The organism is Paenibacillus senegalimassiliensis (assembly GCF_001486585.1).
Lineage (GTDB): Bacteria > Bacillota > Bacilli > Paenibacillales > Paenibacillaceae > Fontibacillus > Fontibacillus senegalimassiliensis.
The window spans coordinates 1-22,973 of sequence record NZ_LN909042.1; the positions used below are offsets into that span (position 1 = coordinate 1).

Sequence of the window (22,973 nt, forward strand, 5' to 3'; positions counted from 1 at the left end):
GACCCAAAGAGCGAAGGAGGATTTTAAATGTCCGTAATAGATGTAAGGTATATTGGTGAGTCATCTGAGGGTTTTACCCATGGAAAAGTATACGAGAGCGCATTGAATGTTTCTGACGGTAGTTTGCTGGTAACTGATGATGTTGGCAAGTCAGTAAGATTTGAGCCGGGATGGTTTATGACATTTGACAACTTGGGAGTGCACGGAAGCACAAGGCGCAGGGAATCTGCTTGGCTGGATGGGGTAGCAAAAAAATTTTGTGGAGTTATTAAGCGCGAAGATGCGGTGAAGTACCTCAACGACAAAGAAAAATACGATTTTCACTGTCTTTGCAACAAGATTGAGATGGGCAGAAAAAGGGATGGGAAACATCCTGTGAATGCCTACTTGGTTATCAATGTCGATGAACCATATGCGAAAGAAGTTGCCGATATTTTGAAGCGTCATGGACATTGGGGATAATGCACATTCCGCGGCAACGCCGCAATGACCATTTAATGAAGGAGTGAATGAAGGTGAAGACAGAAATGCAGATTCAAAAAGAAAATGTTGCAAAGTTACTAAAATTGATAGCGGAAAATCCGGATTTGAGAGTATTGCCAATGGTAGACTCCGAAATTGTAGCCGATGATGGATATAATCGTTGGACGGCTGTATTCGGGTCGGCGCAGGTCGATGAAGTTGTGTCAATGGGAGAGCGCATTTATATCCGCTCAGATGATGAAGAACAATTGATTAATGAAGCTTACGACAAGTTGTATGACGACAAGTTGACGGACAAAGAAGCGGAAAAGAAAGCCGAAAGCATTGTCGGTAGTTACGAGTGGGAAAAGGTTATTTTAGTAAACATTAACGAGTCGTAAGTGATAATTGACACATTTAATGAAGGAAGTGTTTAAATGGCAAATCAGAAGAATAAAGAATTATTCTCATTGCTCGATGATCTACATGAAAATTATGTACAGATAGAGCATTACGCCGTTGGCCGAACAAAGGCCGGCAATCGTCCCTCTGGAAGGCTGCGACATATTGAAACTCATGCAAGCAATATTGAGCAGATTGCGGCGAAAATTCAGCAACAAGTTCAAGCCATGATGAAGTGAAAACGTCACAGTTCGAAAATATAGTGAAGGAAGGGAATTGGATGAATGATACAGTAGAATGCCCTTATTGCGGACATGAGAACGACATGTCAGACGGGTTAACTGATTTGTCGAGCGATAATAAGTTTGATCACGAATGTTCTTGTTGTGAGCGAGAATTTGAAGTGGAAGTAGAGTTTGACCCTATCTATAGCGCGAGTGAAATTGTCTATGTGAGTTGCGAGAAGTGTGGAGTTGAAACGAGAGACCCAGCGAAAAAAGGAAGTATCTTTCCTTGGCCGCAATTTATAGATCAGAACACATTGTGCCGCTCATGTTTTCTTAGAGCCCATCAAGAAGAATACGACAAATGCTAGTGACGAAAATTTATCGCAAGAGGAGGGAATACATGAATAACGACGCTTACAGTGAGGCTTGGAAGATACTCAGGAGAGAAGGATTGACAATCGCAGTCAGCAACGTTCCCAGCGATGTAGCAAGGATGCTTTGCGGAGAAAGTATAAGGGAGGATGATCGAAGTGGCAAGGAAAACGACTCAAGCGGAAATTCGGGCCAGCATACTGGATATGAGACGGATCTATGCTGAAAAGACGGACGAGCAATTTGCATTTTGGTATCAGCGCCGTTACCGGGTTCCAGCAAGCTCAGTATTGCAGGTGATTCAAGAACAGGTAAAAAAGGCTTAGTGATCCCATTCAGCAAGGGGGAATGGCAATGGCTGATAATTTGGGGCAAGACGAACTGTTTCCCAGCGCGACACCTCAGGAAGTACTGCATGCCAAGTCGTTGCTGACAAGATATAGACGTTGCAAGGCTATAGTACAGGAAATGTCTGGCATGGACCTTGACTACAAGCAGCAAATTACACTAAAAAAGTATGAAACCCTAATTCAAGATATAGAAAGTGCAGTTCGGCTTATCCTTGATCCAGATATCAGGAAGATGATTGAGCTTAGATACATGAAAGGGGAACGGCATAAGGTTGTGGTCCTTCGATTTGGTCTAATGCATCCCAGCACTGTAGATCGCAAAATATACGAAGGCATCGCATCTGTTGCTAATAGCTTGAAACTGTTCAAGTATTAAAAATGCGTGTAAATTGCGTGTAAGTCGCGTCCTTTTTGCGTGAAGTGTCAAGGTAAAGTGTTCTCAGGGAGAAATCCTTGGAAATATCTGAACCTTGACATTTTCATAGGTCGTGTGAAAAGCCGAAATAGGCGAAGTATCCAGGGGAAGTAGGCGCGGTACCCGTAAGTAACTCGGGGGTTCAGATTCCTCCCTCTGAAAAGCGACTCAAAATAATTCTAATATGACCTAATGGTTATAGGTAGGTTCGATTCCTGCCTGGGTCACTAACATAGGTATCATGATCTTTTCCTCCTAATATAGCCGCTCCTTAACCAGGGCGGCATTTTTTATGCTAAACAGGGGTGGTGGTATGAAGAAAGTCCAGCCTATAAGGGATGACAGAATTATTGAGGGCATGAAGCACTATTTTTACACACGAAACATCAGGAATTACTTGTTCTTTTGCATCGGCATTTATTCAGGTTTGCGCGTATCCGACCTTTGCAGGCTTACCGTGGCAGAGGTGAGAGGTTCGCATGTCAATCTGATTGAGCAAAAAAACAAGCATGCAAAAAGGTTTGTTGTCCATCATAGCATTAGGTCTGATCTGGATGATTACATCAAGGACATGAGGGATTCGGACTATATTTTTCAGAGCAGGCAGATTAAGACGGTTAGCCGGATGCGAGGACAGCCGATTGATCGGACAACCGCATACAGATTCCTTGTTTCAGCAGGACGACAATTTGGGCTGACCGAAATAGGGTGCCATACGCTGCGAAAAACATGGGCATATCGCCTGTATATGCAGGACCATAAGAACCTAGCGTTACTAATGGAAATGTTCGGACACACCGATCCAGCAGAGACTTTGGACTATATTGGCCTTACTCAAGACATGATGGACAAGGCAATTCAAGCCCTTAAGTGAAACACAATCCTTCAATCATTGCACTCATCATTTTTTACGGTGAAACAATATATGAAGGAACGCGTTTTTATTTGCTTAAAATGACTGCAACACAACTACACTTATGTTTCACTCAATTAACATTATTTAGTGGAATATGGGTATAAACATGGTGATTTTTTGCCCCTGAAAAACGGTCATTTTTGACCAAAAAAGCATAACTTACGAAAAGTTAGCGTGAAAACCAACTCAAATAACAGGAGGTGGGGTCTGATGTGTCAAGACAGCCAAGCGAATTAAGGAAAAAGGCTAAACAAATATGGCTCCGCAGCGGTCGAAAGAAGAAACCGAAGCAAATAGCCGACCAATTAGGTATATCGTCTGAACTGGTCAGGAAGTGGAAGAGCATTGACCAGTGGGAAGCAACTCCCGTTAGAAGTCGTGGAGCTCCCGAAGGGAATCAGAATGCTTTGGGCAATAAGGGAGGTCGTGGAGGGCCGGAGGGCAATGACCATGCAGTTAAGCATGGCTTATTTCGTAAATTTCTCCCGGACGATCCCGAGACGCTTGAAATCTTTGACCAGTCTGAACACCTTAACAGGATGGATATGCTTTGGCTTGCTATTCGTACCAAATGGACTAACATTGTTCGGGCACAGAAGATCATGTTTGTTCAGGATAAGGACGATACTACCCTAACATTGAAAAAGCAGAAGCAGCAATTCGGGGTATACAAGCGAGTGGATGAAAAGGGACAGAAAGAAGAAGTCCCCTTTCAAACATATAACGAAGAGGAATATGAGCTGCAATATGCCTGGGATAAGCAGGGCAGAGCTTTGACTGCACAGGCAAGCGCAATGAGAGAGTTAAGAGCGCTCATCCGGCAATATGAGGACATGCTAAGGCAGGCTGATCCTTCTGAGGTAAGCGAGAAAAGGATAGCTGAAATGGATCTGCTTAAGTCCAAAGTTAAGGCTGCTCAAGAGGAGGCGTGGTAATGGCTAGGCACAGTGTACTTCAAGCGTTTTACACATCAAAGACATGGCAAGACTTCCGCTTGTCTCTGATCCTTGAAAGGGGATTGCGGTGTGAACACTGCGGAAATCTCGTTGCTCAGGCCAGAGAGTTGACAGCTCACCACAAAGTCGAGCTTACGCCGGATAATGTTCATGATCATTTAATATCACTCAATCCTGAATTGGTCATGCTGGTGCACCACAAATGCCATAATGAGATTCATAAGCGCTTTGGAGCCAAAAGAGTCCGCAGCGTTTATTTAGTTTATGGTCCGCCGCTGTCTGGGAAGAAGACCTTTGTATCTGAACGGATGATGCGCGGTGATATTGTGGTGGACATGGATCGGATATATGAAGCAATATCATTCCAGCCGTCATATGATAAGCCGGATAACTTGTTCAACAATGTAGCGGGCATTCATAACCTACTACTGGATAACATCAAGACTCGCATGGGCAAGTGGGGAGATGCTTGGGTAATCGGCGGATATCCTGATAAGTTTAGGCGAGAGCGTACGGCTAACGATCTGGGGGCTGAGTTGGTGTACATCGAAGCAACTAAGGACGAGTGCATGTCTCGTCTTAACACTGATCCTCAGCGGCAGCATGTGCAAGCAGAGTGGCGTGGATACATTGATAAGTGGTTTGAACAATATCAGGAGTGATGGAAATGAACATTGTTGTTGAAATGAAGTCACTAGAGAATAAGTTGGGGCGAAAGCCTACTGATGAAGAACGGGAAATTTTTTTGGAAGGAGTCAAGGCAGGAGTTCAAGCCTTCGCTCAGATTGAAAGTCAGTTCCGAGAACCGCTGCTCAGGTAGCCCCCCGGTCAAAATTTTTTTCGAAGGCGCGGGGTACCGTAGAGGGGACACGATTTTGGTGCAAACCCAAAAAATCGAAATTCGGAAAGAAGGTGAAAAATCCGGTGAATAAAGCCGAGTGCGACAAAGAATTGACGAGATTGCGTGATGTCTTTGCAAAAGTGGACCCTGAAAAGGCTGATCTGGTGGATGGACTTATCCAGGATGCAGCCTTTTTGTTTGCTGAAAATGCGGAGCTGCGCAAAGTGCTTGCGCAAACGGGCACCGTGAAGATTCACCCTCAAAACCCGAATTTGCAGAAGCCGGTTGAAGCAGCTCGCCAGTATCTTAAAAATGTCGGAGCCTACGCCGTTATTATCAAGACCTTGAATGGTGTGTTGAATAAAAACATGCTCGAAGAGGAAGACGATGACTTGGAGGAGTTCGAATGAGTGCTCCTTATTCATCCTATCTGCATGAGTATATGGCAAAGTGCCGCAATGGAGAAATATTGGTCGGGCAAGAACTGCTGCAAATGTTTGATATTCTGGACGAGAACCTACGTGACCCGAACATTAAATTTGAGCCCGATGATGCCAACAAGCGAATCAAATTCATTGAAGAGAAATGCCGACACTTTGAGGCACCATATGCAGGTAAGCCGTTCAAACTGGAGCTATTTCAGAAAGCATTCATTACGGCCCTCCATGCATTTAAAATCTTCGATGATGAAATAGACAAGTGGGTGCGTCTTTACCAGGACGTGCTTTTTGTCGTTGGCCGGAAGAATGGGAAAACCCCGCTGATCGGTGCAATGAACCTTGCTGAATTCTTCTGCGGACCCGAAGGGATTAAAATCCTTTGCTCCAGTAATGACTATGAGCAAGCTGCGCTAATGTTTGACGCAATCAATGCCATGCGCGAAGAGTCCCCATCACTGGATAAGGTTACCCGTAAGAATTTGACCGGAATATACTTCGGAAACCCTAAGCGCCGAAAGAAAAAGGGGAAATTTTCTTACCGAAACAAGGGGCACATCAAGAAAATATCAGCTAAGACCGGGGCCAAGGAAGGTCGGAATATTGCGGTAGGTGCGGCAGATGAAGTCCATGAGATGAAGGATAACTCTGGAGTCATGCCGATTCGCCAGTCACTCTCTACTCAGGACGAGCCGCTATATTACGAACTTACCACTGAGGGATTCACCAATGACGGATATCTCGACGAGCGCATGAAGGAAGCACGCCAAGTGCTGAAGCGTGAATTACATCGTCCCCGCTGGCTGGTATGGCTCTATACTCAAGACAGTGAGCAGGAGATATGGCAGGATGAGCGGACTTGGGTCAAGAGTAATCCAGGACTTGGAACAATCAAAAAATGGTCGTTTCTACGGAACATGCTGGAAGAAGCCAAGACCAATAAGGCAACCCGAATATTTGTGCTGGCGAAGGACTTCAACGTCAAGCAGAACAATGCGGCAGCTTGGCTTATGGCTGAGGATATCGTTAATGCCAATGATCAACCATTCACTCTCGATAATTTGCGTGGGCGTGTTGCTGTTGGCGGCGTGGACTTGTCTAAATCAGGTGACTTGGCGTGTGCAAGGGCTTTGTTCTACAAGGACGGACGGAAGTACACCATATCTCAATACTTCATCCCTGAATCAAAGCTATCCCAACTTTCCAAGGAAGACCTGGAGAAGTACAAGGATTGGATCAAGGCAGGCAGAATTACCGTCAGTGATGGTAACGAAAATGATTTCAGGCTTGTAACTGCATGGTTTGTCAGGTTGGTTAAGGAATACGGAATTCGCTTTTTGAAAATTGGGTACGACAAATGGTCGGCTATCTATTGGGTGAAGGAAATGGAGGAAGCTGGCTTTGATATGGTTCGCGTTGAGCAGAACTGGGGACCGATGTCGGAACCGATGAAGCTTGTTGAGGCTGACCTCAAGAGCAACTTGCTTTATTACAACAATGATAGCCTTGATAAGTTTTGTCTTGAGAATACGGCGATTACGGTCAATTCCAAGATGGAGCAAATGCCAATCAAAGTACAAGGCAAGGATGAGAAGAAGATCGATGGTGCTGTAACAAACATCATCTGCTATCGCGTGTACATCGATAACAGAAGCGACTTCCTCCGCCTATGCTCCTAAAGAAAGGAGGGAATGCATGAGTATAATGGATACGCTTCGTCGTTGGTCAACAGGAAGGCGAGAAGTGAAGTTAATCCGAATGCTTAACGGTGGACTTCCTGTATTCAGCCAATTTGGATCGAACATCTATGCGTCTGATATCGTCCAAAACTGCATTAATGTAATTGCAACAGAGATGAGCAAATTGCAGCCACGACATATTCGCAATACAGGAGATAGGCAGGATTTACCCAAAGGGAATATTAACAGGTTGCTTAAATTTGGACCTAATCCACTCATGACAACCAGTGAATTCATTGAGAAAATAATCTGGTTGCTGTTCATGAATTACAATGCCTTTATTATTCCTATCTTTGATTCGGATTCCAGCACGGGAAGTGAGCGAAGGACGTACCGAGGATTTTATCCGATTGATCCGAGTAGGGTCGAGTTTCTCCAAGACCCTACGGGGATAATGCATATTCGTTTTTATTTTAGTAGTGGAGTTGACTTCACTTTTCCCTACAGCGATATTATCCACCTTCGCAAAAAGTTCTCAGTCAATGAACTTATGGGCGGCGGGGCAAGTGGACAACCAGATAATTCAGCCCTGCTGCAAGTGCTACAAACTAACCATATGCTGCGGCAGGGACTGGAACGTGCAGTGAAGATAAATGCCGCTGTTCAGGCCGTGCTAAAAATGGCAACATTGATGGACGATGATGCTCAGCGTGCAGAAAGGGCAAGGTTTGAACGTTTACTTGCTTCGGGAGACAGCGCTATTTTACCTATTGATTTAAAAGGTGAATTTATTCCCGTACGAAGCGATGCAAAATTTATTGACAAGGACACAATGGCATTCTTGCAACAAAGCGTGCTGAATTGGTTCGGGGTATCCCTACCCATCTTAACCGGAGAATTCGACGATAACCAGTACCAAGCGTTTTACGAGAAGACGCTTGAGCCGCTGGTTATTTATTTTGGTCAGAAATTCTCCAGGACAGTTTTTACTGAGAGAGAGATGGACACGGGTAATGAGATTGTCTGGTATCACCGGGAAATGAATTACCTGTCAACAACATCCAAGTTATCTCTACTCAAAACTATGGGTGAGCAAGGATTGCTTTCGGATAATCAGAAGTTGGCTCTCATGGGATATCCACCAATTCCCGGCGGGGATCGCATTACCCAATCGCTGAATTACATTGACGTAAATCTAGTAAATCAATACCAGATGCAAAACAAATCAAGGGCGGTGATACAGGATGACGAGTAAATTGATTGCAGCAGGCGGACGTGAGATGAGATCGTTCGCGCTGCCTGATCTGCGCGCCGAAGCAGACAGTGGGATCGTTCAGGGTCATGCGGCTGTATTTGATCAGCGAGTGACAATTGGTGGGTGGTTCGAGGAAATCATTGAGCGAACTGCATTTGAAAAGACAGATTTCAGGGATGTGGTGATGACGGTTAATCATAACCTGCAAAATATCCCGCTTGCCCGCAGCCGAAATAACAATGCAAATTCTACTCTACAATTATCCGTAGATGATGCGGGGTTGTATATCCGGGCAACGCTCGACACCGAGAATAACAGTGAATCTAAGGCGCTGCATGCCTCTATTGATAGGCAAGACATCACAGGGATGTCATTCATTTTTATCATACGAGATGCAGTATGGGAGGACTTGGACAGCGAAATGCCGCTCCGAAGAATCACGGATATTGCTCGCGTCATTGAAGTATCTGCGGTATCCTTCCCGGCTTATGACGGGACTGATATATCTGCTCGTGACCAGAAAACGCTGGAGAGCGCGAAAGCGGCACTGGATAGTGCCCGGTCTGGACTGGTGAGTCCTAAAAGCGAGCTAGAATTACTCAAGGCCAAATTAAAATTACGATAATTAAGGGAGGCTATTTAAATTATGAAGGATTTTCTCAAGAAATTGCTCCAACAGAAGGAAACAAAGCGCTCAACGCTTAAACAGCGTGGGGACAGCAGCGAAGATGTCAATGTAGTCCGGTCCATCATTGGTGAGATCGAAGAAATTGATAGGGAAATTGCAGAGTTGCGACAGCAGATTGAAGCATTGCCTGATGAGCCTATTGCAGGTGGCGCGACTCCACCAGCAGAAGGCCGCAGCCAGCAAGCAACAGGAGGCGGTGGTTCTGCTGCTCAACTTGCAACGGTAATGGCTTCTTTTGGTTTTAAACAAAATGAGCGACAAGCTGAAACGGAAGATCCGTATTCTACATTAGAATATCGGAAAGCTTTCATGGCCTATGTCCGCACAGGTGAAATTAGAGAGCCTTTGAAGCTTGAGAAACGGGCAGATGCAACCACCACCACCACGGATGCAGCAGCGGTGATTCCGACAACGATCCTGAATGAAGTTATCCGAAAGATGACCAACTATGGAATTGTTTATAATCGGACTCGCAAGATCAATATTCCAGGCGGCGTACAGGTTCCTATCTCTTCTTTGATTCCTGTTGCTAAGTGGATCACAGAAACACAGGTTTCAGATCGTCAGAAACTGGAAATGAACGACAAGGTATCGTTCTCTTACTACGGATTGGAATGCAGAATTTCACAGACTTTGCTGACTAGCGTAACTACTCTCGACCTGTTCGAACAGACAGTAACCGAATTGATCTATGAAGCAATTATCAAGGCTATGGACGAGGCAGTTATTAGTGGTTCGGGTAGTGGTGCACCGCTTGGGGTTACAAATGACACTCGCGTCCCAGCAACTCAGGTTGTAACTCTGAATGATACCGAAATTTTAGATTATCATACTTGGAAAAAGAAGGTGTTCTCTGCGATGCCACTTGCCTACAAGGCTGGAGCTAACTTCTTCATGGCATCTGGAACATTTGAAACCTACATTGACGGTATGGTAGACAATGCAGGTCAACCCATCGGCAGAGTAAACTACGGCATTACGAATGGTATTCAGGAACGGTTTGCAGGTAAAGAGGTAATTCAGGTCGAGGACGATATCATTAAGCCCTATGATCTGGCGAATGATGGAGATGTGATTGCTGTCTACTGTAACCTGCGGAACTACGCTATTAATAGCAATCTACAGTTAATGATGGTCCGTTATACCGACCATGACAAAAATGAAATTGTTGATAAGGCCATTCTAATTGCTGACGGAAAATTACTAGACCCTAACGGCGTGGTAATCGTCAAGAAGGGTGCGTAAAGACATCAACTAATGGGCGGGAAACCGCCCTAATCAGAAAGGAGTATTACTAAATGGCAAAAAAGAGGCAGGACGCAGAAAAATTGGTAACCGTTCAGGCGGCAGTCCCGGTGGTTATCTGGCGATCAATGCGCCCATTAACCGAACAGCAACATGAATTTGTGGCGCAAAGACTTCAAGCGGAACAGGAACGTTCTGGATTAAAGGTGATGCTGCTTCCCTATGGCGTTGAATTGGAGATTGGAGCCGCATTAGAAGAGCAGCAAGCTACAACAGTTGAAGTTGAGCAGCCGAATCTTCCAAGCGCGGAAGGGACAGAGGAGCAGCAAAAGGAGCAATCGTCTACTGACGGTGGTAACGATGAATGATGAAGAACTCCTGATCCAGTGCCGTATCGGATTGGGCATGTCGGCAGCGACAACCGCCATGGACGGCGCAATCCGGCAGAAGATGCTGCTTGTGAAGTCCTTTATGCTTGGCGCGGGCGTGTCAGAAGAAATGCTTAGTGATCCGGCTTCTATCGGAACGATTGTGGTGGGAGTAACCGATACGTGGAATTTGAGTGCGGGTGAGATTAAATTCTCGCCCATTTTTTATACCCTGGTGACGCAACTGGCAGCACGTAGCTTGGTAGGTGATGGCTGATGATGTGGAAGCCAAAGGCCCAGCAGATGAATACCCAGGTCCGTATCCTCAAACGTTCTGAGACGAGCGTGAACGGTGCTCCCAAGATTAGGTTTGATGATGCAGAAAACCCGCTGGAACTGTGCAATTGGAAGGGGAAGGGCGGGACTGAGAGTACGCAGTCAGGCACACTTGTCGTCGAGGATACTGCTGAGGTTGTCATGTGGTATAGAGCAGACATAACGCAAAAGGATAGGCTGCTGCTAAACGATGATCCCGAGCTTGCCTATGACATTATCGGGCCGCCTGAAAATGTTGAGCAGCGGAATATGTACCTTGTGCTCAAGGTCAGACGAGCGGTGAACACCTGATGGCTAGGAGTAAAAAATACACGAATCGACGCTCAATTAATCTGAACTTAACGGGACTCGAAGAGTATGCACAGCGAATTGTTGATACTGGCCGAAATGTCGATGATGCAGTTGCCAAGGCGGTACATGAGAGCGCGCAGCCTGTTTATGAAGATATCAAGGATTGGGCGCAACGTCATAGACGTACCGGAGTGGGCGCTGAAGGTGCAGACTTATCCGATCCTGAGCAAAGTGGAAATGACATCAGCGTGGCCGTAGGGATCAACGACGAAAAGGCTCCGGGATCTTGGCACATGGTATTTACCGAGTATGGCACACCTACCCAGCCAGCCGATCCGGGCATACGTAATGCTTTTGACAATAACAAGTCCAAAGTAAAAAAAATTCAGCGCGAAGTGTTGAAGCGGGAGGGGATGCCCATTGATTAACGTCTATGCGGTAACCTATACCGCTTTGGAGTCGCTAGGCTATCCAGTCCGTGAGCAGGGAACGTATGCGCCAGATGATACGCTTCCCGAAACCTTTGTGACGTATCAAATCATCGACAGCCCGAACGGTAGCTTTGCCGACAATCTACCTACCAGTCAGACAACCAGAGTACAAGTTAATTTGTATAGCCGCGATCCAGCCATCAAGCAGGGAGCAGACGACACATTGAAGTCCGTCATGCTTCCTGCTTACTTTTTGCGTGTCGGTGGGCGGGACTTGCCCTATAGCTTGCAGACAGGGCATTACGGATATACCTGCGATTATCGCTTTTATGATCAAAATTAAGGAGGATAAACATGGATAAACAATACGGGGAATTTGTAGGCGTGGACAGCCTGCACTTTGCGCTTGTAACCGATACGGAAACCGAGTATTCAGCGACCACACCGGAATACTTGGCCCCTTCTGCTGAAATTGCGGCAGAAGCTGAAACGAACAACACGCCAACTTACTACGACAATGTCCCTGGGAACAATTATGTATCTGAGGGTGTTACAACGGTGACCATCACAGTATCTAATGTACCCGCTCGCAAGGCGGCGCTACTGTTGGGAAAGGATTTTGATGAAGCAACAGGGCGTTTGATTGATAGTGGCATCCCCAACCCTCCCGATATTGCTATTGGGTATCGTGCCAATATCGGTCGAGCGGATCATCGCTATACGTGGTATGCGAAGGGTACGTTCAGCGGTGGCGCAGAAGAGGCAGCGACAAAGACGAGTGATGTGGACATTCGGACGTATCAGCTCATCTATACTGCTGTTGCCACGACGAAGCAATTCTTGATTAATGGAGAGCAAAAGCCTATCAAGAAAATTTCCGGTGATACCACTGACCCAGCATTTGACCCGACAGGGTGGTTTGCGCAAGTGCAAACGCCAGATACCTCAGTACCTCCAGCGGTTCTTGCAGTGACGAGTGTACCTGCATCAGGGGCGACGGCTGTTGACGTGGGAGAGGACATCGTATTGACCTTCACGAATAAAATCAAAAGCTATTCGGTGATGCTCATTGACGAATTGTTGCAGCCGGTTACCACGCTGCAATCGATCAGCACGGATGGGAAAACTGTGACGATTAGTCCGGCTGATGCGTTGTCCGCAGTGACAAGCTACGCAGTAATCCTTATGAATGCCCAAGACGTTTATGGTCAGGAATTACTTCGTACTACGATTAACTTTGAAACAGCTTAACGATAGGGCGGGGTAACCCGCCTATTTCTTTTAAGGATAAGGAGGCATTATCATGAATTTGAAAATTAAGTTGGATAAAAAAACGTATACTGCCACAAGCATCATGTCATCGGTATCTCGTGAAGCGATGCAGATTAGCCGGGATGCAATTGAGCTGGCCAAGTTGAAGGATGCCGTCACCGAAGCGGCTGGAGATGAAGACTACGACAAGATCGCCGAAATGATGGATAAGCTGCTTGAGTTGAAAGACCGTAAAGCAACGCTGGTCTGCAAAGCATACGGCAATCAATTTGATATCGATACCCTATGTAATCATGTAAGTGATGGAGATATTGACCTTCAGATGAACATGATTACTTCGGGGATCACGAACATGATTGCAAAAAAGTGACGGTCGGCGGGGCAGAAAATCATGAACATGATGATTCAGATGAGACGGAATCAGATCCTTATCAAAGCTTCATCGGACTCTATCGCAAATGCGTCAGAAGCTTAAATTGGAGCCTGAAAGAGATCGATGAAACTGATTTCGAACTGCTGCTTGATTTTCTGTTCATGCCAGAATCTGCCGACCCTAATACTCGCACCATTCGCGGAAAAACATTTACCCGGGCTACCGCGCCCCCAGCCTGGCTCTAAGAAGGTGAACATAATCAAGAAAATTAAATGTCCGTTATGTGGTCAGACGCTGTTTTATGCCAGGATTGCCGATTTGGAAATCAAGTGTCAGCGATGCAAACAAATTGTGAAGGTAAATACCAGGGAACAGAGCGAGCCGCACAGTAACAAGTAGCGAGCCAATGCCTGCCTTGTCGTAAAGGCAGGTGAGGTATATGGCAAATGAAAATGATATTGGCGGTAAAGTTAGTCTTGATATAACCGACTTTAAGGCCAATATTGCAGATCTAAACAGGCAGATTAAGGTGATTGATTCCGGGTTTAAAGCTGCTGCCGCAGGCATGGACGATTGGAGTAAGTCAGAGCAAGGATTGCAAGCCCGGATAAAATCCCTGAATGACATCACGGACCTGCAACGGCAGAAGGTATCTAATCTCACGGCGCAGTATGAAAAGGTGGCTGCGGAAAAGGGCGAGAACAGCAAGGCAGCGCAGGATTTGCTTGTCCGTATAAACAAAGAGACGGAATCTCTTAACAAAAATGAATCAGAGTTAAAGAAAACCACCTCAGCCCTGGATAACTTTGGACAAGAGTCAAGTCAAGTTGAAAAGAGCACAGAAGGATTAACCTCTAAGCTTGATGGACTAAAGGCTGGACTTGCTTCAGCGGGAAAAGTAGCTGCTGGAGCCGCCGCTGCTGGAATTGCCGCCGCAGGAGCTGCCGCAACTGCCGCAGTCGTAGGGATTGTTAAATTTGCTAATGATTCTGCCAAGGCTTTCAACCAACTCCAGGCATCGACCGGGGCGACGAACGAAGAGATGCAGGAGTTTAAGGATGTTGCATCCGATGTTTATTCATCCAACTTGGGTGAATCGATGGAAGATGTAGCAACGGCGATGTCAGAGGTCAGGAGAACGACCGGGGCCGCTGGCGAAGAGTTAAAGAACCTGACTTCAAACGGACTGCTATTGCGAGATACGTTTGGGTATGAAATTAACGAATCAGTACGTACGTCAAACACACTCATGAAGCAGTTTGGCATTACCGGGGACCAAGCCATGACCTTGATCGCCCAAGGTGCCCAAAATGGAGCCGATAAGAACGGGGATTTGCTCGATACCCTGAATGAGTATTCGCCGCAATTTAAGGCCATGGGCTATAGCGCGGATGAGTTTCTTAACATCTTGATTCAGGGGGCTCAGGACGGCGCATGGTCCATTGACAAGGTAGGCGATGCCGTCAAAGAATTCAACATCCGCATTAAGGACGGCAGTGACAGCACGTACGAAGCGATGAACATGTTATTTGCTCCTGATAACATCGAAGAATTTGCTCAAGCGCTGATTAGTGGGACAACCACGTCTGCTGAGTATATGGAGCTACTAAAGCATGTATCAGCAGATACGGCTGAGACCCTTGTTGGTTACCTCAAAAAAGGCGGTAAGGATGCTGGTGACGCTTTTCAGGCTCTTACGGGCATTATGGGTGAGGGCAATGAGATCATGTCAGGCATATCTACAGGAGCGATGCAAGGGCAAGAGGCTATGCAAAGGGTCATTGAGAAGCTGGCTGAAATTGAAGACCCTATTCAGCGAAGTACGATGGGCGTTGCTCTCTTTGGCACCCAATTTGAGGACCTTGAAGCATCAGGTATTATTGCGTTAGGCAATGTCCAGGATCATGCAGATATGACCGCAGATACGCTGCAACGGATTCAGGATGTCAAGTTTAACGACCTTGGGTCTGCTCTGGAAGGTCTTAAGCGTCAGGTATTGACTGGACTGAAGCCTGTCACGGATAGTGCAACAGACATGATCAGCGGCATTGTAACGGGACTGCGCAACGGAGACTGGGCTTCTGTAGGTACGGCAGTAACCGAAGGTGTCGGGACCATGGTTACCCAACTGACCGAATCTCTACCCGATCTGGCAGTGGTTGCCTCATCTCTGATAGGTGGATTAGTGGAGGCATTGGCTACTGCAATTCCCGAGGCCCTTCCGGGGTTTTTGGCAGTTGCAGTGCAACTATTGCAGACGATTGTGGGGGTGCTTGCTGAAAATGGCCCCATGCTTATTGATGCGGCTGTCAATGCTGTTACTACCCTGGTTGAGGGGATCATTACTGCTCTGCCCCAGCTCATTGATGCCGCGACTCAGTTGATTTTGACCTTAGTCAGATCCTTAATCAATAATCTGCCTAAATTAATTGAGGCTGCTGTGGAGATCGTATTGTCTTTAGTTGACGGCATACTTGATTTGTTGCCCGAGCTAATCCCAGCCGCGATTCAATTGATTCTAACTTTGGCAACGGGCATCATTGATGCGCTGCCGAAGCTTATCGAGAAGGTCCCGGAAATCATAAAGACTATTATCGATGTGCTAGTGGACAACCTACCGCTGCTTATCACTGCGGCTGTTAAGATTGTCGCACAGTTAGCCATGGCAATAATCACGAACCTGCCCACGATCATCAAAGCAGCCATAGAGATCATTTGGGCTTTGGTTAAGGGGATTCTAGGTGCTGTCCCTGACCTAATTGCAGTTGTTCCCAAGTTGTTCACGGAGCTTTGGAATGCATTTAAGGAAAGCAAGTGGGGGCAACTTGGAATCAACCTGATCAACGGAATTATCGAAGGCGTGAAGAGCGCAGCGAAGAATCTAGCTAATAGCGTGGTGAATGCAGCAAAGGCTGCTCTGGATGGAGCCAAGGACTTTCTCGGCATCCACTCGCCATCGCGCGTTATGCGGGACCAGGTCGGCAAGATGATTCCGGCCGGGATGGCCGAGGGCATCAAAGACAGCGCCAAGCAGGTCAATGCCGCGATGGATGCCATGAACAGGGAACTGGTGGTGAGTCCAGTTGTAAAGAGTGATCCTAAAAACAGTCCAAGTGCAGGGGCATCTGGTGGATCATCGGTGAGAAATAACTTTGAGGGCATGATTAGCGGGAACACATTTGTTATAAGGAAGGACGAAGACATAGACCGCCTTAGCCAGAAGCTAGGGGGATATGTTGCAGATTCTATCAGGGGGGACGGCGGATGAGCGATGTGGTTAAATATTTAGGCGAAAAGATGCCGAGTGAACTTGGCATGCGTGTCACGCGAGGGACACAACGCCCGGTGCTCCCTCCTACGGTTGATAATTTTGTTGCAGTGCCGGGTATGCATGGAGCTTGGGATTTTGGCGCGTATATGGGGCCGAGACCGTTAGCGCTTGAATGTGAGTTTGGGACTCGCAACTCCTTCGAGCTTCAGCGAAGGATTAACGTACTCGCTGCTTACCTATTAGGATCGGATGGCAGACCACGAACGATGCCAATTATCTTCAACAACCAGCCAGACCGCCAAATTATGGCGCGGTATAGTGGGGAAATTTCATTAGAACGGATCGCAGGCCTTGGGAAGTTTGTTTTGCCCATGATTGCCTTCGATCCGTTTGCATATAGCGTGTATGAGTCGTTAGACATTAACGTTGATAGCATCATACTGGTTGATTCTGACGTGCTGGTAGATACCGGATATACTTTTACAATTAGCGGCCCAGGGTCGTATGCCGCATATAACTATGGCGATTTGGCGGTTGCTCCAGTAGTAGAGTTGTCGGGGGCGTTCAGTTCCTTGAATCTCAGTATTGGCGGGGTAACATTTTCATACCTTGAGCCATTTACAGGAAATCTTACGATTGAATTTGCTCGTAAGTTGGTCTATTCGGGGTCAACCAATCTCTTACACAAAACAAACGCATCATTTGGAATGTTACCGCCTGGTACATCTCAAATGATGGTCAGCGGATCAGGACTTAATATAAACCTGGACTTGCGATTCCGGGAAAAATATGCAACAACGGGGTGATAATATGGCCGAAGAATTTGAAAAAATATTGGGAGCGGACAACGGGAATCCTCCCGACTCGCTCCGGCAGATGTACCCAAAGGTAAACAGGAACTTTGATAAGGTTAAGGCATGGTTCACCTCCACCCTAAACTTGATCAATGGGCATATTCAGTCAGCCGCAGCGCACCTTGCCGAACACATTACCTATTCCGGGTCAGCTCCGGGAGTCACGGTTAAGCAGGGAATTGATAACACCTATAACCGGATCAGCGAGATTGTGGCCCAATCTGGCGACGACATTACAGAGCTAGTGGATGCCCGGGCAGAGTACCCGGTTCTCGGGGATCGGCTGAACGCTTCTGATGCGCAGTTGGCGGATGTGACGAACCGATTGACGGATAAAGCGGATCAAGCCACGGTGCAAGCCAGTTTGACTAATCTGCAAAATACCAAAGCGGACAAGACGAGTCTGGACAGTACAAACATCACTGTAGCAGCCAAAGCGGATAAGAGTTATGTGGATACAAAAGTAGCAACCATAGTCAGCGGATCGCCAAAAGGTACGTACTTGACTCTTGCGGCGCTCCAGGCGGCGTATCCAACGGGCACAACCGGGATTTATTGCGTTACCGCCGATGGCAACTGGTATTACTGGTCTGGATCAGCTTGGACGGCTGGCGGGGTGTACCAAAGCATGGGTTTACCCGCGATAAACATTAATGATGTATCCGGCGTATATACAACAGGCAAAAACTTGGTTGACACATCTATAGTAACTCTCGGACATCTTGAGGCAACCGGAGTAATTACTAATAATTCCAGCTACCGCACGACTGATTTTATCAAGGTCAGCGCTGGAAATTCATATATAATTTCTCCGCGATTTAGAAAGATGCTACCGTATACTAACAGCAAATCACCAATATCTGCAAGCTTTGTGGATGCGGACTCAATTAATTACATCTACACACCAACCGCTGATGGATACATCCGGTTTAGCTATCATGTGCAATATGAGGCTACAATAATGATGGAGGTAGGAGCCTCTGTTACAGCATACGAGCCCTATTACAAAGTATTTTTAGACAGGATAAGGCTTAATGATTACCAAATGTCGTTTATTGATGATGGAGATAGTAGCCTGGTCGGTAAAAGTATTCTGAATTTAGGAGATAGTATTGCCTACGGAAACGGTAATAGTAGTGTCGGGTACGCCGATATCATTGCCAGCAAATACGGAATGACCAACTATGAGTATAGCGCTGGGGGTACAACTTTTTCGACCGCTACCGCATCCACATCCATACTTACTTTTATCGATAATGCGATTTCCGTGGTTACCACAGTCCCGGATTATATACTGCTAGAGGGCGGGACTAACGATATTATCCAAATTGCAAACAATACCATCAGTGCCGGCGTGGTAGGTAACACATACGTAGAGGCTGATTTTGACGACACGACCACAATCGGGGCGATGGAAAAGGCTATCTGTAAACTTAAGGCAGCGTATCCAACGAGTAAAATCATTTTTGTTGCAGTACACAACATGGGATCACGAGATTACGCTGTGCAAAAAACACTTGCCGATTTGATTAAGACGGCGTGTGAAAAGTGGTCAGTACCCATCGCGGATATCTATCGCGTAGGAAATCTTAATACCAATATTGCAAGCATGGTAGACCTGTATACTCATGATAGTTACGGCACGGGGCACGGGGATAAGACTCATCCTAACGGCTTGGGGTACGAGACTTTTTACGTTCCTGTAATAGTTGATTTATTGCGGAGATTAGCTTCATAATTGGATCATATTGCGCAGCAGACAGAACGAGAAAAAGAGCCCAACGGAATTAATCCGCAGGCTCTTTTTTGTATTCCAATATGTCCGAGATATCACACTCCAAAGATTGGCATAACTTCGAGAGGTTGTTAACGGGCAGCGACTTGGACTTGTTCAAGCACATTTCACTAATAGTGGGGTGGCGTATCCCGGTACGCCTTGCAATTTCTCGCTGGGAAATCCCTTTTTCAGCAAGCAGGCTTTCCAGTTTAATTTCGATCATAACATCGCCTCCAACGGTTGATACGAAAATAGTATCATTTTACTATTGTTACGTAAATAGTAACGATGTATAATGATAATATGATAACGAAATTCGTAACAATAGGAGGCGGAAGGTCGATGAACGCAGGAGAACAATTATTATCCGAAGTCATATCTGTTATGTATCAATCGTTTCCCGATTTGCAGATCGAGCAGACAAAAACCTCGCTGTCATTCATTGTTGCTAAATATTATATCAAGAAGGTGGAAGAGGATGAACCTCACCCGGATGCCGACGAGAAAGTCAAAATGTTCTTGTCGTCGAAGCGCTTGGAGGGGCTTAGCCCGCTTACCCTCGAAGGGTACAGATTGGAACTAAAGACATTCTTCCGGAAAGTAACAAAGCGGACGGATAATGTAGCGGCCGCAGATATTCGGGCGTACCTCGGCGAATACAATCATCTGAAAATGAGTACAGTCGGACGTAAGTTGTCAGTTCTCAAAAGCTTCTTCGGATGGTTGGCGGCGGAGGAATTGATACAGCGCGATCCTTCGGCACGTCTCAAGACGCCGAAACAGGAGAAACGACTCCCAAAAGCGCTGACCGTAGCTGAACTCGAAATGTTACGGGAAGCATGCCGGACCATCCGGCAGCGGGCGCTTATTGAAGTGCTATACGCGACCGGGTGCAGACTGTCAGAGGTGTACGGCATGAACCGAAGCAGCATTAACCGCCAGGCTATGAGTTGTCGTGTCATTGGTAAAGGCAATAAAGAGCGCGAAGTGTATTTCAGCTTCAAGGCGATGTATCACCTAAATAGATACTTGTCAAAAAGAACTGATGATTGTGACGCCCTCCTGGTCACGGAGCGCCGTCCATCCCGTAGATTGTCCCGGCGAGGCATTCAGAGGGAGATTGATGTGATTGCCAAAGCTGCTGGTCTATCCGGCAAGGTAAGCCCGCACGTGCTTCGACACACCTTTGCAACGTTAACCTTAAATAATGGCGCGGAACTGGTTGCCGTCCAGGAACTTATGGGGCATTCCGATCCACAAACCACGCTGCGCTATGCACGGATCACCGAAGAGCGTAAGCGGGAGCAGCATAAAAGATATTTGGTCCAGTAAGGGAGGAAGTAATTTGATCATTATATTAGATAACCAGCGCAGACCGGTAGCTGTCCTGGATAATTATTTTGACGATGAAATTACCGAAAGTATCAACGCAGGCTACGTCCTTAAATTCTCGATATGCCTGGACGAAGAAAAGAGCCCGCACATCCAGGTGGGAAACTTTGCGGAAGCGGAGGGGCAATGGTTCAACATCATCCGCAGCCGTCGGACCCGGGCCTCGGACGGAATGGTAGTTATCGTTGCGGAGTGTGAACAAGTCGGATACGATTTGCTACTCACAAGATTCGAAGGAGGCTTCATTCATACCGGCTCCCCAGCCGCATTGCTCTCCCGAGCGTTGGAAGGAACGGGGTTTAGCGTTGGCAGCGTAGAGCCCACCGGAATAATCAGCGTAGCGATAAAAGAAAATATGGATGCTCGGGCCGTGGTAAGAATCATCGCGGAGCATTGTGAAGGGGAATTGAGATACGACCGATATAATGTGTCGATACTCGCCAGCAGGGGGCGGAACCGAGGGACGCAATTCGCCCTGGGCAAGAACATCAAGGGAATTGTCAAGGATGTCAACGGACAGTCCGGCGAGATCAAAACGGCCTATGAAATCGATGTGGTCGAACTTCGGACACTACCAGAATTCGCAGGGCTGGAAGAGTTCGAACTGGGCGATGTCGTTCAAATCGTAGATGAAGAACTGGGCATCAACGAAGAACAACGGATCATCCAATACAGTTACAGCCCCAAACGGCGTATCAACAGCAAAGTGGTTATAGCGAACAACATCAGAGGAATCCAAGATGAAATCTATCGCATCAGAACCACAACGGTAGGTAAAGACAAATGGATGTATGGGGTCAAGATAGGCCCGGACGAGGGGATCGTAATTGAACGCTATGACAAGATGGCCCGAAGCAAATGGAACGCGGATGAATTCCGCATGCAGAAAGGGAATGGATCTGGAAGCTATCAAGATGCGCTGTATTTTGATCCCATTAACGGGGAATATGAGTTTACCGGGATTGTAACAGCCAGTAAGTTTCGCGGGGGCAGCATCGAGATTGGAAACAACTTCTCCGTAGATGAATCCGGACATATGAAGGCTGTCGGAGGGGAGTTCTCGGGCGAAATTAGCGCATCCATTATTAACGGGGGGCGTATATATGGTTCGTACATCGAGGGAGCCGAGATTGACGGCGGCGTAGTAACCGGGGCACTGATTCGAACGGCGGCCAGCGGAAGACGCATAGAAATGGATGATTATAGTTTCAGGTCCTTCGATAGCACGAATCGGGAGCGAGTTACGCTTGGGTACAACACTGGGGCCGGCATGGGCGGTTTTGTATTTTGGGGACCGAACGGACAATCCGAAGGACAGGTTTATTCGATATCCGGCGGGATGCACGTTATTGCGGATAATGAATTGTTCCTGCGGAGTTATGGAGATGTATTGATTCAAGGAGACGCTAGATTCTATGACGTTGTAAGAATGGGGAGTATCGTTGACGTCGAACAGACTATCATCGATATAATGGAACATATCGGAATGTAAATGCGAGACAAATTCATACCTCTATCGCTATAATGGTCATATAACTTAAAATCGGGAGGTAAGGAAAATTGAAGAAATTTAAGCAATTATTTATTGGGATTATCGTCGGATTGGTTTTGTCTGTACCGGTAGGCGCGTTTGCGAACCAGCTATCTCTTGTAGGTAACAAAATAACGGGAGAGTACACCGTTTTGGTCAACGGTAGCGAATTAAGTGATAAGGCGATAGTGGCTGGAAACAAAACGTTCGCTCCAGTACGAGCTTTTTCCGAGAAAATGGGAGGGGATATAAGCGTGGATAATAATACGAAGATTGTAAAAATAACGACAACAGAAGAAGCGATTCAAGATGAGACCGATGCAGAGATTGTGTCGAGCAACCCGTATGATGGATTGACAGAAAGGGAAATTTCGGAAAAAAAATCGTTCATGACAAAAACATTGATTCCTCAAACGGAAGCGGCTATAAATGCATATGAGGAAGAATTGCAGAATCCCAAAAGTACCACGAATGTAGAAAAAACGAAAGCTGCATTGGAGAAGGTAAAAAAGCGGCTAGAAGAGTATAATGAAGCATTAAAATTAATGGACGAAGCTTTATCTCCAGCAGCATAAGAAAAAGATTAAACCCCTCCATACGGCGGGGTTTTTATTATGGGAGGAACGAACATGAAAGCAGTGCCTAAAATCGAACTATTGATTGAACCAACCATCCACGATGTATGCGGGGTCATTTCTGTGGCGATGGCCTATCACCCGGGCGAAGAAGTAGAATTCATGAAAAAAGTTCATGCGGCCCTGGGAAAGAGTATTGAGACAGAAGAGAAGAAGGAAGAACCAAACGCCAAATAGGCGTTTTTATTTTACCCTCG

31 protein-coding genes are annotated in these 22,973 nt (G+C 46.6%); 30 read left to right on the forward strand and 1 reads right to left on the reverse strand.

Annotated elements, in window-relative coordinates:
- The first annotated feature begins 27 nt into the window (after positions 1 to 27).
- From BN3279_RS02310 to BN3279_RS02425, 26 genes are all read left to right on the forward strand, one after another.
- Positions 28 to 462, forward strand: a complete 435-nt coding sequence (locus BN3279_RS02310; RefSeq protein WP_059048703.1) for a hypothetical protein — start codon at positions 28 to 30, stop codon at positions 460 to 462.
- A 53-nt stretch (positions 463 to 515) separates the two neighbouring features.
- Entirely contained in the window at positions 516 to 863 is a 348-nt protein-coding gene (locus BN3279_RS02315; RefSeq protein ID WP_148466784.1) for a hypothetical protein, read from the forward strand.
- Between the two features lie 36 nt (positions 864 to 899).
- Positions 900 to 1,103 carry a hypothetical protein gene (locus BN3279_RS02320; RefSeq protein WP_059048701.1) on the forward strand — a complete coding sequence of 68 codons (204 nt, stop codon included), beginning with the start codon at positions 900 to 902 and terminating at the stop codon, positions 1,101 to 1,103.
- Between the two features lie 41 nt (positions 1,104 to 1,144).
- Entirely contained in the window at positions 1,145 to 1,459 is a 315-nt protein-coding gene (locus BN3279_RS02325) for a hypothetical protein (RefSeq protein ID WP_059049049.1), read from the forward strand.
- 162 nt (positions 1,460 to 1,621) lie between these two features.
- Positions 1,622 to 1,789, forward strand: a complete 168-nt coding sequence (locus BN3279_RS23670) for a hypothetical protein (RefSeq protein ID WP_157686431.1) — start codon at positions 1,622 to 1,624, stop codon at positions 1,787 to 1,789.
- 28 nt (positions 1,790 to 1,817) lie between these two features.
- Positions 1,818 to 2,189, forward strand: coding sequence for a hypothetical protein (locus tag BN3279_RS02330; RefSeq protein WP_059049050.1), 372 nt, complete (start codon positions 1,818 to 1,820; stop codon positions 2,187 to 2,189).
- A gap of 397 nt (positions 2,190 to 2,586) precedes the next feature.
- Positions 2,587 to 3,102: a tyrosine-type recombinase/integrase gene (locus BN3279_RS02335; protein ID WP_187377719.1), complete on the forward strand. Its 516-nt coding sequence runs from the start codon at positions 2,587 to 2,589 to the stop codon at positions 3,100 to 3,102.
- 254 nt (positions 3,103 to 3,356) lie between these two features.
- Entirely contained in the window at positions 3,357 to 4,079 is a 723-nt protein-coding gene (terS, locus tag BN3279_RS02340) for a phage terminase small subunit (protein ID WP_059049052.1), read from the forward strand.
- The gene (locus tag BN3279_RS02345; RefSeq protein WP_059049053.1) at positions 4,079 to 4,762 is read left to right on the forward strand and encodes an HNH endonuclease family protein; all 684 of its coding nucleotides are present in this window, start codon (positions 4,079 to 4,081) and stop codon (positions 4,760 to 4,762) included. The genes terS and BN3279_RS02345 overlap by 1 nt, the downstream gene beginning before the upstream one ends.
- 5 nt (positions 4,763 to 4,767) lie before the next feature.
- A complete protein-coding gene (locus BN3279_RS23675; RefSeq protein ID WP_157686432.1) occupies positions 4,768 to 4,920 on the forward strand; it encodes a hypothetical protein in 153 nt (50 codons plus the stop codon).
- A 104-nt stretch (positions 4,921 to 5,024) separates the two neighbouring features.
- Positions 5,025 to 5,351 carry a hypothetical protein gene (locus BN3279_RS02350; RefSeq protein WP_059049054.1) on the forward strand — a complete coding sequence of 109 codons (327 nt, stop codon included), beginning with the start codon at positions 5,025 to 5,027 and terminating at the stop codon, positions 5,349 to 5,351.
- Complete coding sequence (locus tag BN3279_RS02355) at positions 5,348 to 7,057, forward strand: terminase large subunit (RefSeq protein ID WP_059049055.1); 1,710 nt, start codon at positions 5,348 to 5,350, stop codon at positions 7,055 to 7,057. Before BN3279_RS02350 ends, BN3279_RS02355 begins: the two co-directional genes overlap by 4 nt.
- Before the next feature lie 16 nt (positions 7,058 to 7,073).
- Entirely contained in the window at positions 7,074 to 8,312 is a 1,239-nt protein-coding gene (locus tag BN3279_RS02360) for a phage portal protein (RefSeq protein WP_198343563.1), read from the forward strand.
- Complete coding sequence (locus tag BN3279_RS02365) at positions 8,302 to 8,937, forward strand: HK97 family phage prohead protease (RefSeq protein WP_059049056.1); 636 nt, start codon at positions 8,302 to 8,304, stop codon at positions 8,935 to 8,937. The genes BN3279_RS02360 and BN3279_RS02365 overlap by 11 nt, the downstream gene beginning before the upstream one ends.
- Positions 8,938 to 8,958: 21 nt before the next feature.
- Positions 8,959 to 10,245 (forward strand): phage major capsid protein, encoded by a 1,287-nt coding sequence (locus BN3279_RS02370; protein WP_059049057.1) that lies wholly within the window; start codon positions 8,959 to 8,961, stop codon positions 10,243 to 10,245.
- Positions 10,246 to 10,298: 53 nt separating this feature from the next.
- A complete protein-coding gene (locus BN3279_RS02375) occupies positions 10,299 to 10,613 on the forward strand; it encodes a hypothetical protein (RefSeq protein WP_059049058.1) in 315 nt (104 codons plus the stop codon).
- Positions 10,606 to 10,890 (forward strand): hypothetical protein, encoded by a 285-nt coding sequence (locus BN3279_RS02380; protein WP_059049059.1) that lies wholly within the window; start codon positions 10,606 to 10,608, stop codon positions 10,888 to 10,890. The genes BN3279_RS02375 and BN3279_RS02380 overlap by 8 nt, the downstream gene beginning before the upstream one ends.
- A gap of 2 nt (positions 10,891 to 10,892) precedes the next feature.
- A complete protein-coding gene (locus BN3279_RS02385; protein ID WP_187377720.1) occupies positions 10,893 to 11,240 on the forward strand; it encodes a phage head completion protein in 348 nt (115 codons plus the stop codon).
- Positions 11,240 to 11,668, forward strand: a complete 429-nt coding sequence (locus BN3279_RS02390; protein ID WP_059049061.1) for an HK97-gp10 family putative phage morphogenesis protein — start codon at positions 11,240 to 11,242, stop codon at positions 11,666 to 11,668. Before BN3279_RS02385 ends, BN3279_RS02390 begins: the two co-directional genes overlap by 1 nt.
- The gene (locus tag BN3279_RS02395) at positions 11,661 to 12,014 is read left to right on the forward strand and encodes a hypothetical protein (RefSeq protein ID WP_059049062.1); all 354 of its coding nucleotides are present in this window, start codon (positions 11,661 to 11,663) and stop codon (positions 12,012 to 12,014) included. Before BN3279_RS02390 ends, BN3279_RS02395 begins: the two co-directional genes overlap by 8 nt.
- 11 nt (positions 12,015 to 12,025) lie before the next feature.
- The gene (locus BN3279_RS02400) at positions 12,026 to 12,922 is read left to right on the forward strand and encodes a major tail protein (protein WP_059049063.1); all 897 of its coding nucleotides are present in this window, start codon (positions 12,026 to 12,028) and stop codon (positions 12,920 to 12,922) included.
- A gap of 52 nt (positions 12,923 to 12,974) precedes the next feature.
- On the forward strand, positions 12,975 to 13,313 hold the full coding sequence (gene gpG / locus BN3279_RS02405; RefSeq protein WP_059049064.1) for a phage tail assembly chaperone G: 339 nt from the start codon (positions 12,975 to 12,977) through the stop codon (positions 13,311 to 13,313).
- The gene (locus tag BN3279_RS02410; RefSeq protein ID WP_059049065.1) at positions 13,310 to 13,561 is read left to right on the forward strand and encodes a hypothetical protein; all 252 of its coding nucleotides are present in this window, start codon (positions 13,310 to 13,312) and stop codon (positions 13,559 to 13,561) included. Before gpG ends, BN3279_RS02410 begins: the two co-directional genes overlap by 4 nt.
- 194 nt (positions 13,562 to 13,755) lie before the next feature.
- Positions 13,756 to 16,584 (forward strand): phage tail tape measure protein, encoded by a 2,829-nt coding sequence (locus BN3279_RS02415; protein ID WP_059049066.1) that lies wholly within the window; start codon positions 13,756 to 13,758, stop codon positions 16,582 to 16,584.
- Positions 16,581 to 17,393 carry a distal tail protein Dit gene (locus BN3279_RS02420; RefSeq protein ID WP_059049067.1) on the forward strand — a complete coding sequence of 271 codons (813 nt, stop codon included), beginning with the start codon at positions 16,581 to 16,583 and terminating at the stop codon, positions 17,391 to 17,393. The genes BN3279_RS02415 and BN3279_RS02420 overlap by 4 nt, the downstream gene beginning before the upstream one ends.
- A 4-nt stretch (positions 17,394 to 17,397) precedes the next feature.
- Positions 17,398 to 19,179, forward strand: a complete 1,782-nt coding sequence (locus BN3279_RS02425) for an SGNH/GDSL hydrolase family protein (RefSeq protein ID WP_059049068.1) — start codon at positions 17,398 to 17,400, stop codon at positions 19,177 to 19,179.
- Between the two features lie 49 nt (positions 19,180 to 19,228).
- Here BN3279_RS02425 and BN3279_RS02430 read toward each other — a convergent pair whose 3' ends face one another.
- Positions 19,229 to 19,441, reverse strand: a complete 213-nt coding sequence (locus BN3279_RS02430; protein ID WP_059049069.1) for a helix-turn-helix domain-containing protein — start codon at positions 19,439 to 19,441, stop codon at positions 19,229 to 19,231.
- Between the two features lie 119 nt (positions 19,442 to 19,560).
- Between BN3279_RS02430 and BN3279_RS02435 the strand changes: the two genes are divergently transcribed.
- The 4 genes from BN3279_RS02435 to BN3279_RS02450 all read left to right on the forward strand — a co-directional run bounded on the left by BN3279_RS02435 (position 19,561) and on the right by BN3279_RS02450 (position 22,953).
- Positions 19,561 to 20,550 carry a tyrosine-type recombinase/integrase gene (locus BN3279_RS02435; protein ID WP_059049070.1) on the forward strand — a complete coding sequence of 330 codons (990 nt, stop codon included), beginning with the start codon at positions 19,561 to 19,563 and terminating at the stop codon, positions 20,548 to 20,550.
- A gap of 13 nt (positions 20,551 to 20,563) precedes the next feature.
- A complete protein-coding gene (locus BN3279_RS02440; protein WP_059049071.1) occupies positions 20,564 to 22,102 on the forward strand; it encodes a prophage endopeptidase tail family protein in 1,539 nt (512 codons plus the stop codon).
- 68 nt (positions 22,103 to 22,170) lie between these two features.
- Positions 22,171 to 22,716 (forward strand): stalk domain-containing protein, encoded by a 546-nt coding sequence (locus BN3279_RS02445; protein ID WP_059049072.1) that lies wholly within the window; start codon positions 22,171 to 22,173, stop codon positions 22,714 to 22,716.
- 54 nt (positions 22,717 to 22,770) lie between these two features.
- Positions 22,771 to 22,953 (forward strand): hypothetical protein, encoded by a 183-nt coding sequence (locus tag BN3279_RS02450; protein WP_059049073.1) that lies wholly within the window; start codon positions 22,771 to 22,773, stop codon positions 22,951 to 22,953.
- Positions 22,954 to 22,973 lie beyond the last annotated feature (20 nt).

Coding starts and splice junctions, on each gene's coding strand:
- BN3279_RS02370 (WP_059049057.1), top strand. CDS start 8,959: ATGAAGGATTTTCTCAAGAAATTGCTCCAACAGAAGGAAACAAAGCGC.
- BN3279_RS02390 (WP_059049061.1), top strand. CDS start 11,240: ATGGCTAGGAGTAAAAAATACACGAATCGACGCTCAATTAATCTGAAC.
- BN3279_RS02415 (WP_059049066.1), top strand. CDS start 13,756: ATGGCAAATGAAAATGATATTGGCGGTAAAGTTAGTCTTGATATAACC.
- BN3279_RS02365 (WP_059049056.1), top strand. CDS start 8,302: ATGACGAGTAAATTGATTGCAGCAGGCGGACGTGAGATGAGATCGTTC.
- BN3279_RS02325 (WP_059049049.1), top strand. CDS start 1,145: ATGAATGATACAGTAGAATGCCCTTATTGCGGACATGAGAACGACATG.
- BN3279_RS02335 (WP_187377719.1), top strand. CDS start 2,587: ATGAAGCACTATTTTTACACACGAAACATCAGGAATTACTTGTTCTTT.
- BN3279_RS02430 (WP_059049069.1), bottom strand. CDS start 19,441: ATGATCGAAATTAAACTGGAAAGCCTGCTTGCTGAAAAAGGGATTTCC.
- gpG (WP_059049064.1), top strand. CDS start 12,975: ATGAATTTGAAAATTAAGTTGGATAAAAAAACGTATACTGCCACAAGC.
- BN3279_RS02420 (WP_059049067.1), top strand. CDS start 16,581: ATGAGCGATGTGGTTAAATATTTAGGCGAAAAGATGCCGAGTGAACTT.
- BN3279_RS02435 (WP_059049070.1), top strand. CDS start 19,561: ATGAACGCAGGAGAACAATTATTATCCGAAGTCATATCTGTTATGTAT.
- BN3279_RS02330 (WP_059049050.1), top strand. CDS start 1,818: ATGGCTGATAATTTGGGGCAAGACGAACTGTTTCCCAGCGCGACACCT.
- BN3279_RS02345 (WP_059049053.1), top strand. CDS start 4,079: ATGGCTAGGCACAGTGTACTTCAAGCGTTTTACACATCAAAGACATGG.
- BN3279_RS02380 (WP_059049059.1), top strand. CDS start 10,606: ATGAATGATGAAGAACTCCTGATCCAGTGCCGTATCGGATTGGGCATG.
- BN3279_RS02385 (WP_187377720.1), top strand. CDS start 10,893: ATGTGGAAGCCAAAGGCCCAGCAGATGAATACCCAGGTCCGTATCCTC.
- BN3279_RS23675 (WP_157686432.1), top strand. CDS start 4,768: ATGAACATTGTTGTTGAAATGAAGTCACTAGAGAATAAGTTGGGGCGA.
- BN3279_RS02360 (WP_198343563.1), top strand. CDS start 7,074: ATGAGTATAATGGATACGCTTCGTCGTTGGTCAACAGGAAGGCGAGAA.
- BN3279_RS02310 (WP_059048703.1), top strand. CDS start 28: ATGTCCGTAATAGATGTAAGGTATATTGGTGAGTCATCTGAGGGTTTT.
- BN3279_RS02400 (WP_059049063.1), top strand. CDS start 12,026: ATGGATAAACAATACGGGGAATTTGTAGGCGTGGACAGCCTGCACTTT.
- BN3279_RS02450 (WP_059049073.1), top strand. CDS start 22,771: ATGAAAGCAGTGCCTAAAATCGAACTATTGATTGAACCAACCATCCAC.
- BN3279_RS02425 (WP_059049068.1), top strand. CDS start 17,398: ATGGCCGAAGAATTTGAAAAAATATTGGGAGCGGACAACGGGAATCCT.
- BN3279_RS02375 (WP_059049058.1), top strand. CDS start 10,299: ATGGCAAAAAAGAGGCAGGACGCAGAAAAATTGGTAACCGTTCAGGCG.
- BN3279_RS02320 (WP_059048701.1), top strand. CDS start 900: ATGGCAAATCAGAAGAATAAAGAATTATTCTCATTGCTCGATGATCTA.
- BN3279_RS02355 (WP_059049055.1), top strand. CDS start 5,348: ATGAGTGCTCCTTATTCATCCTATCTGCATGAGTATATGGCAAAGTGC.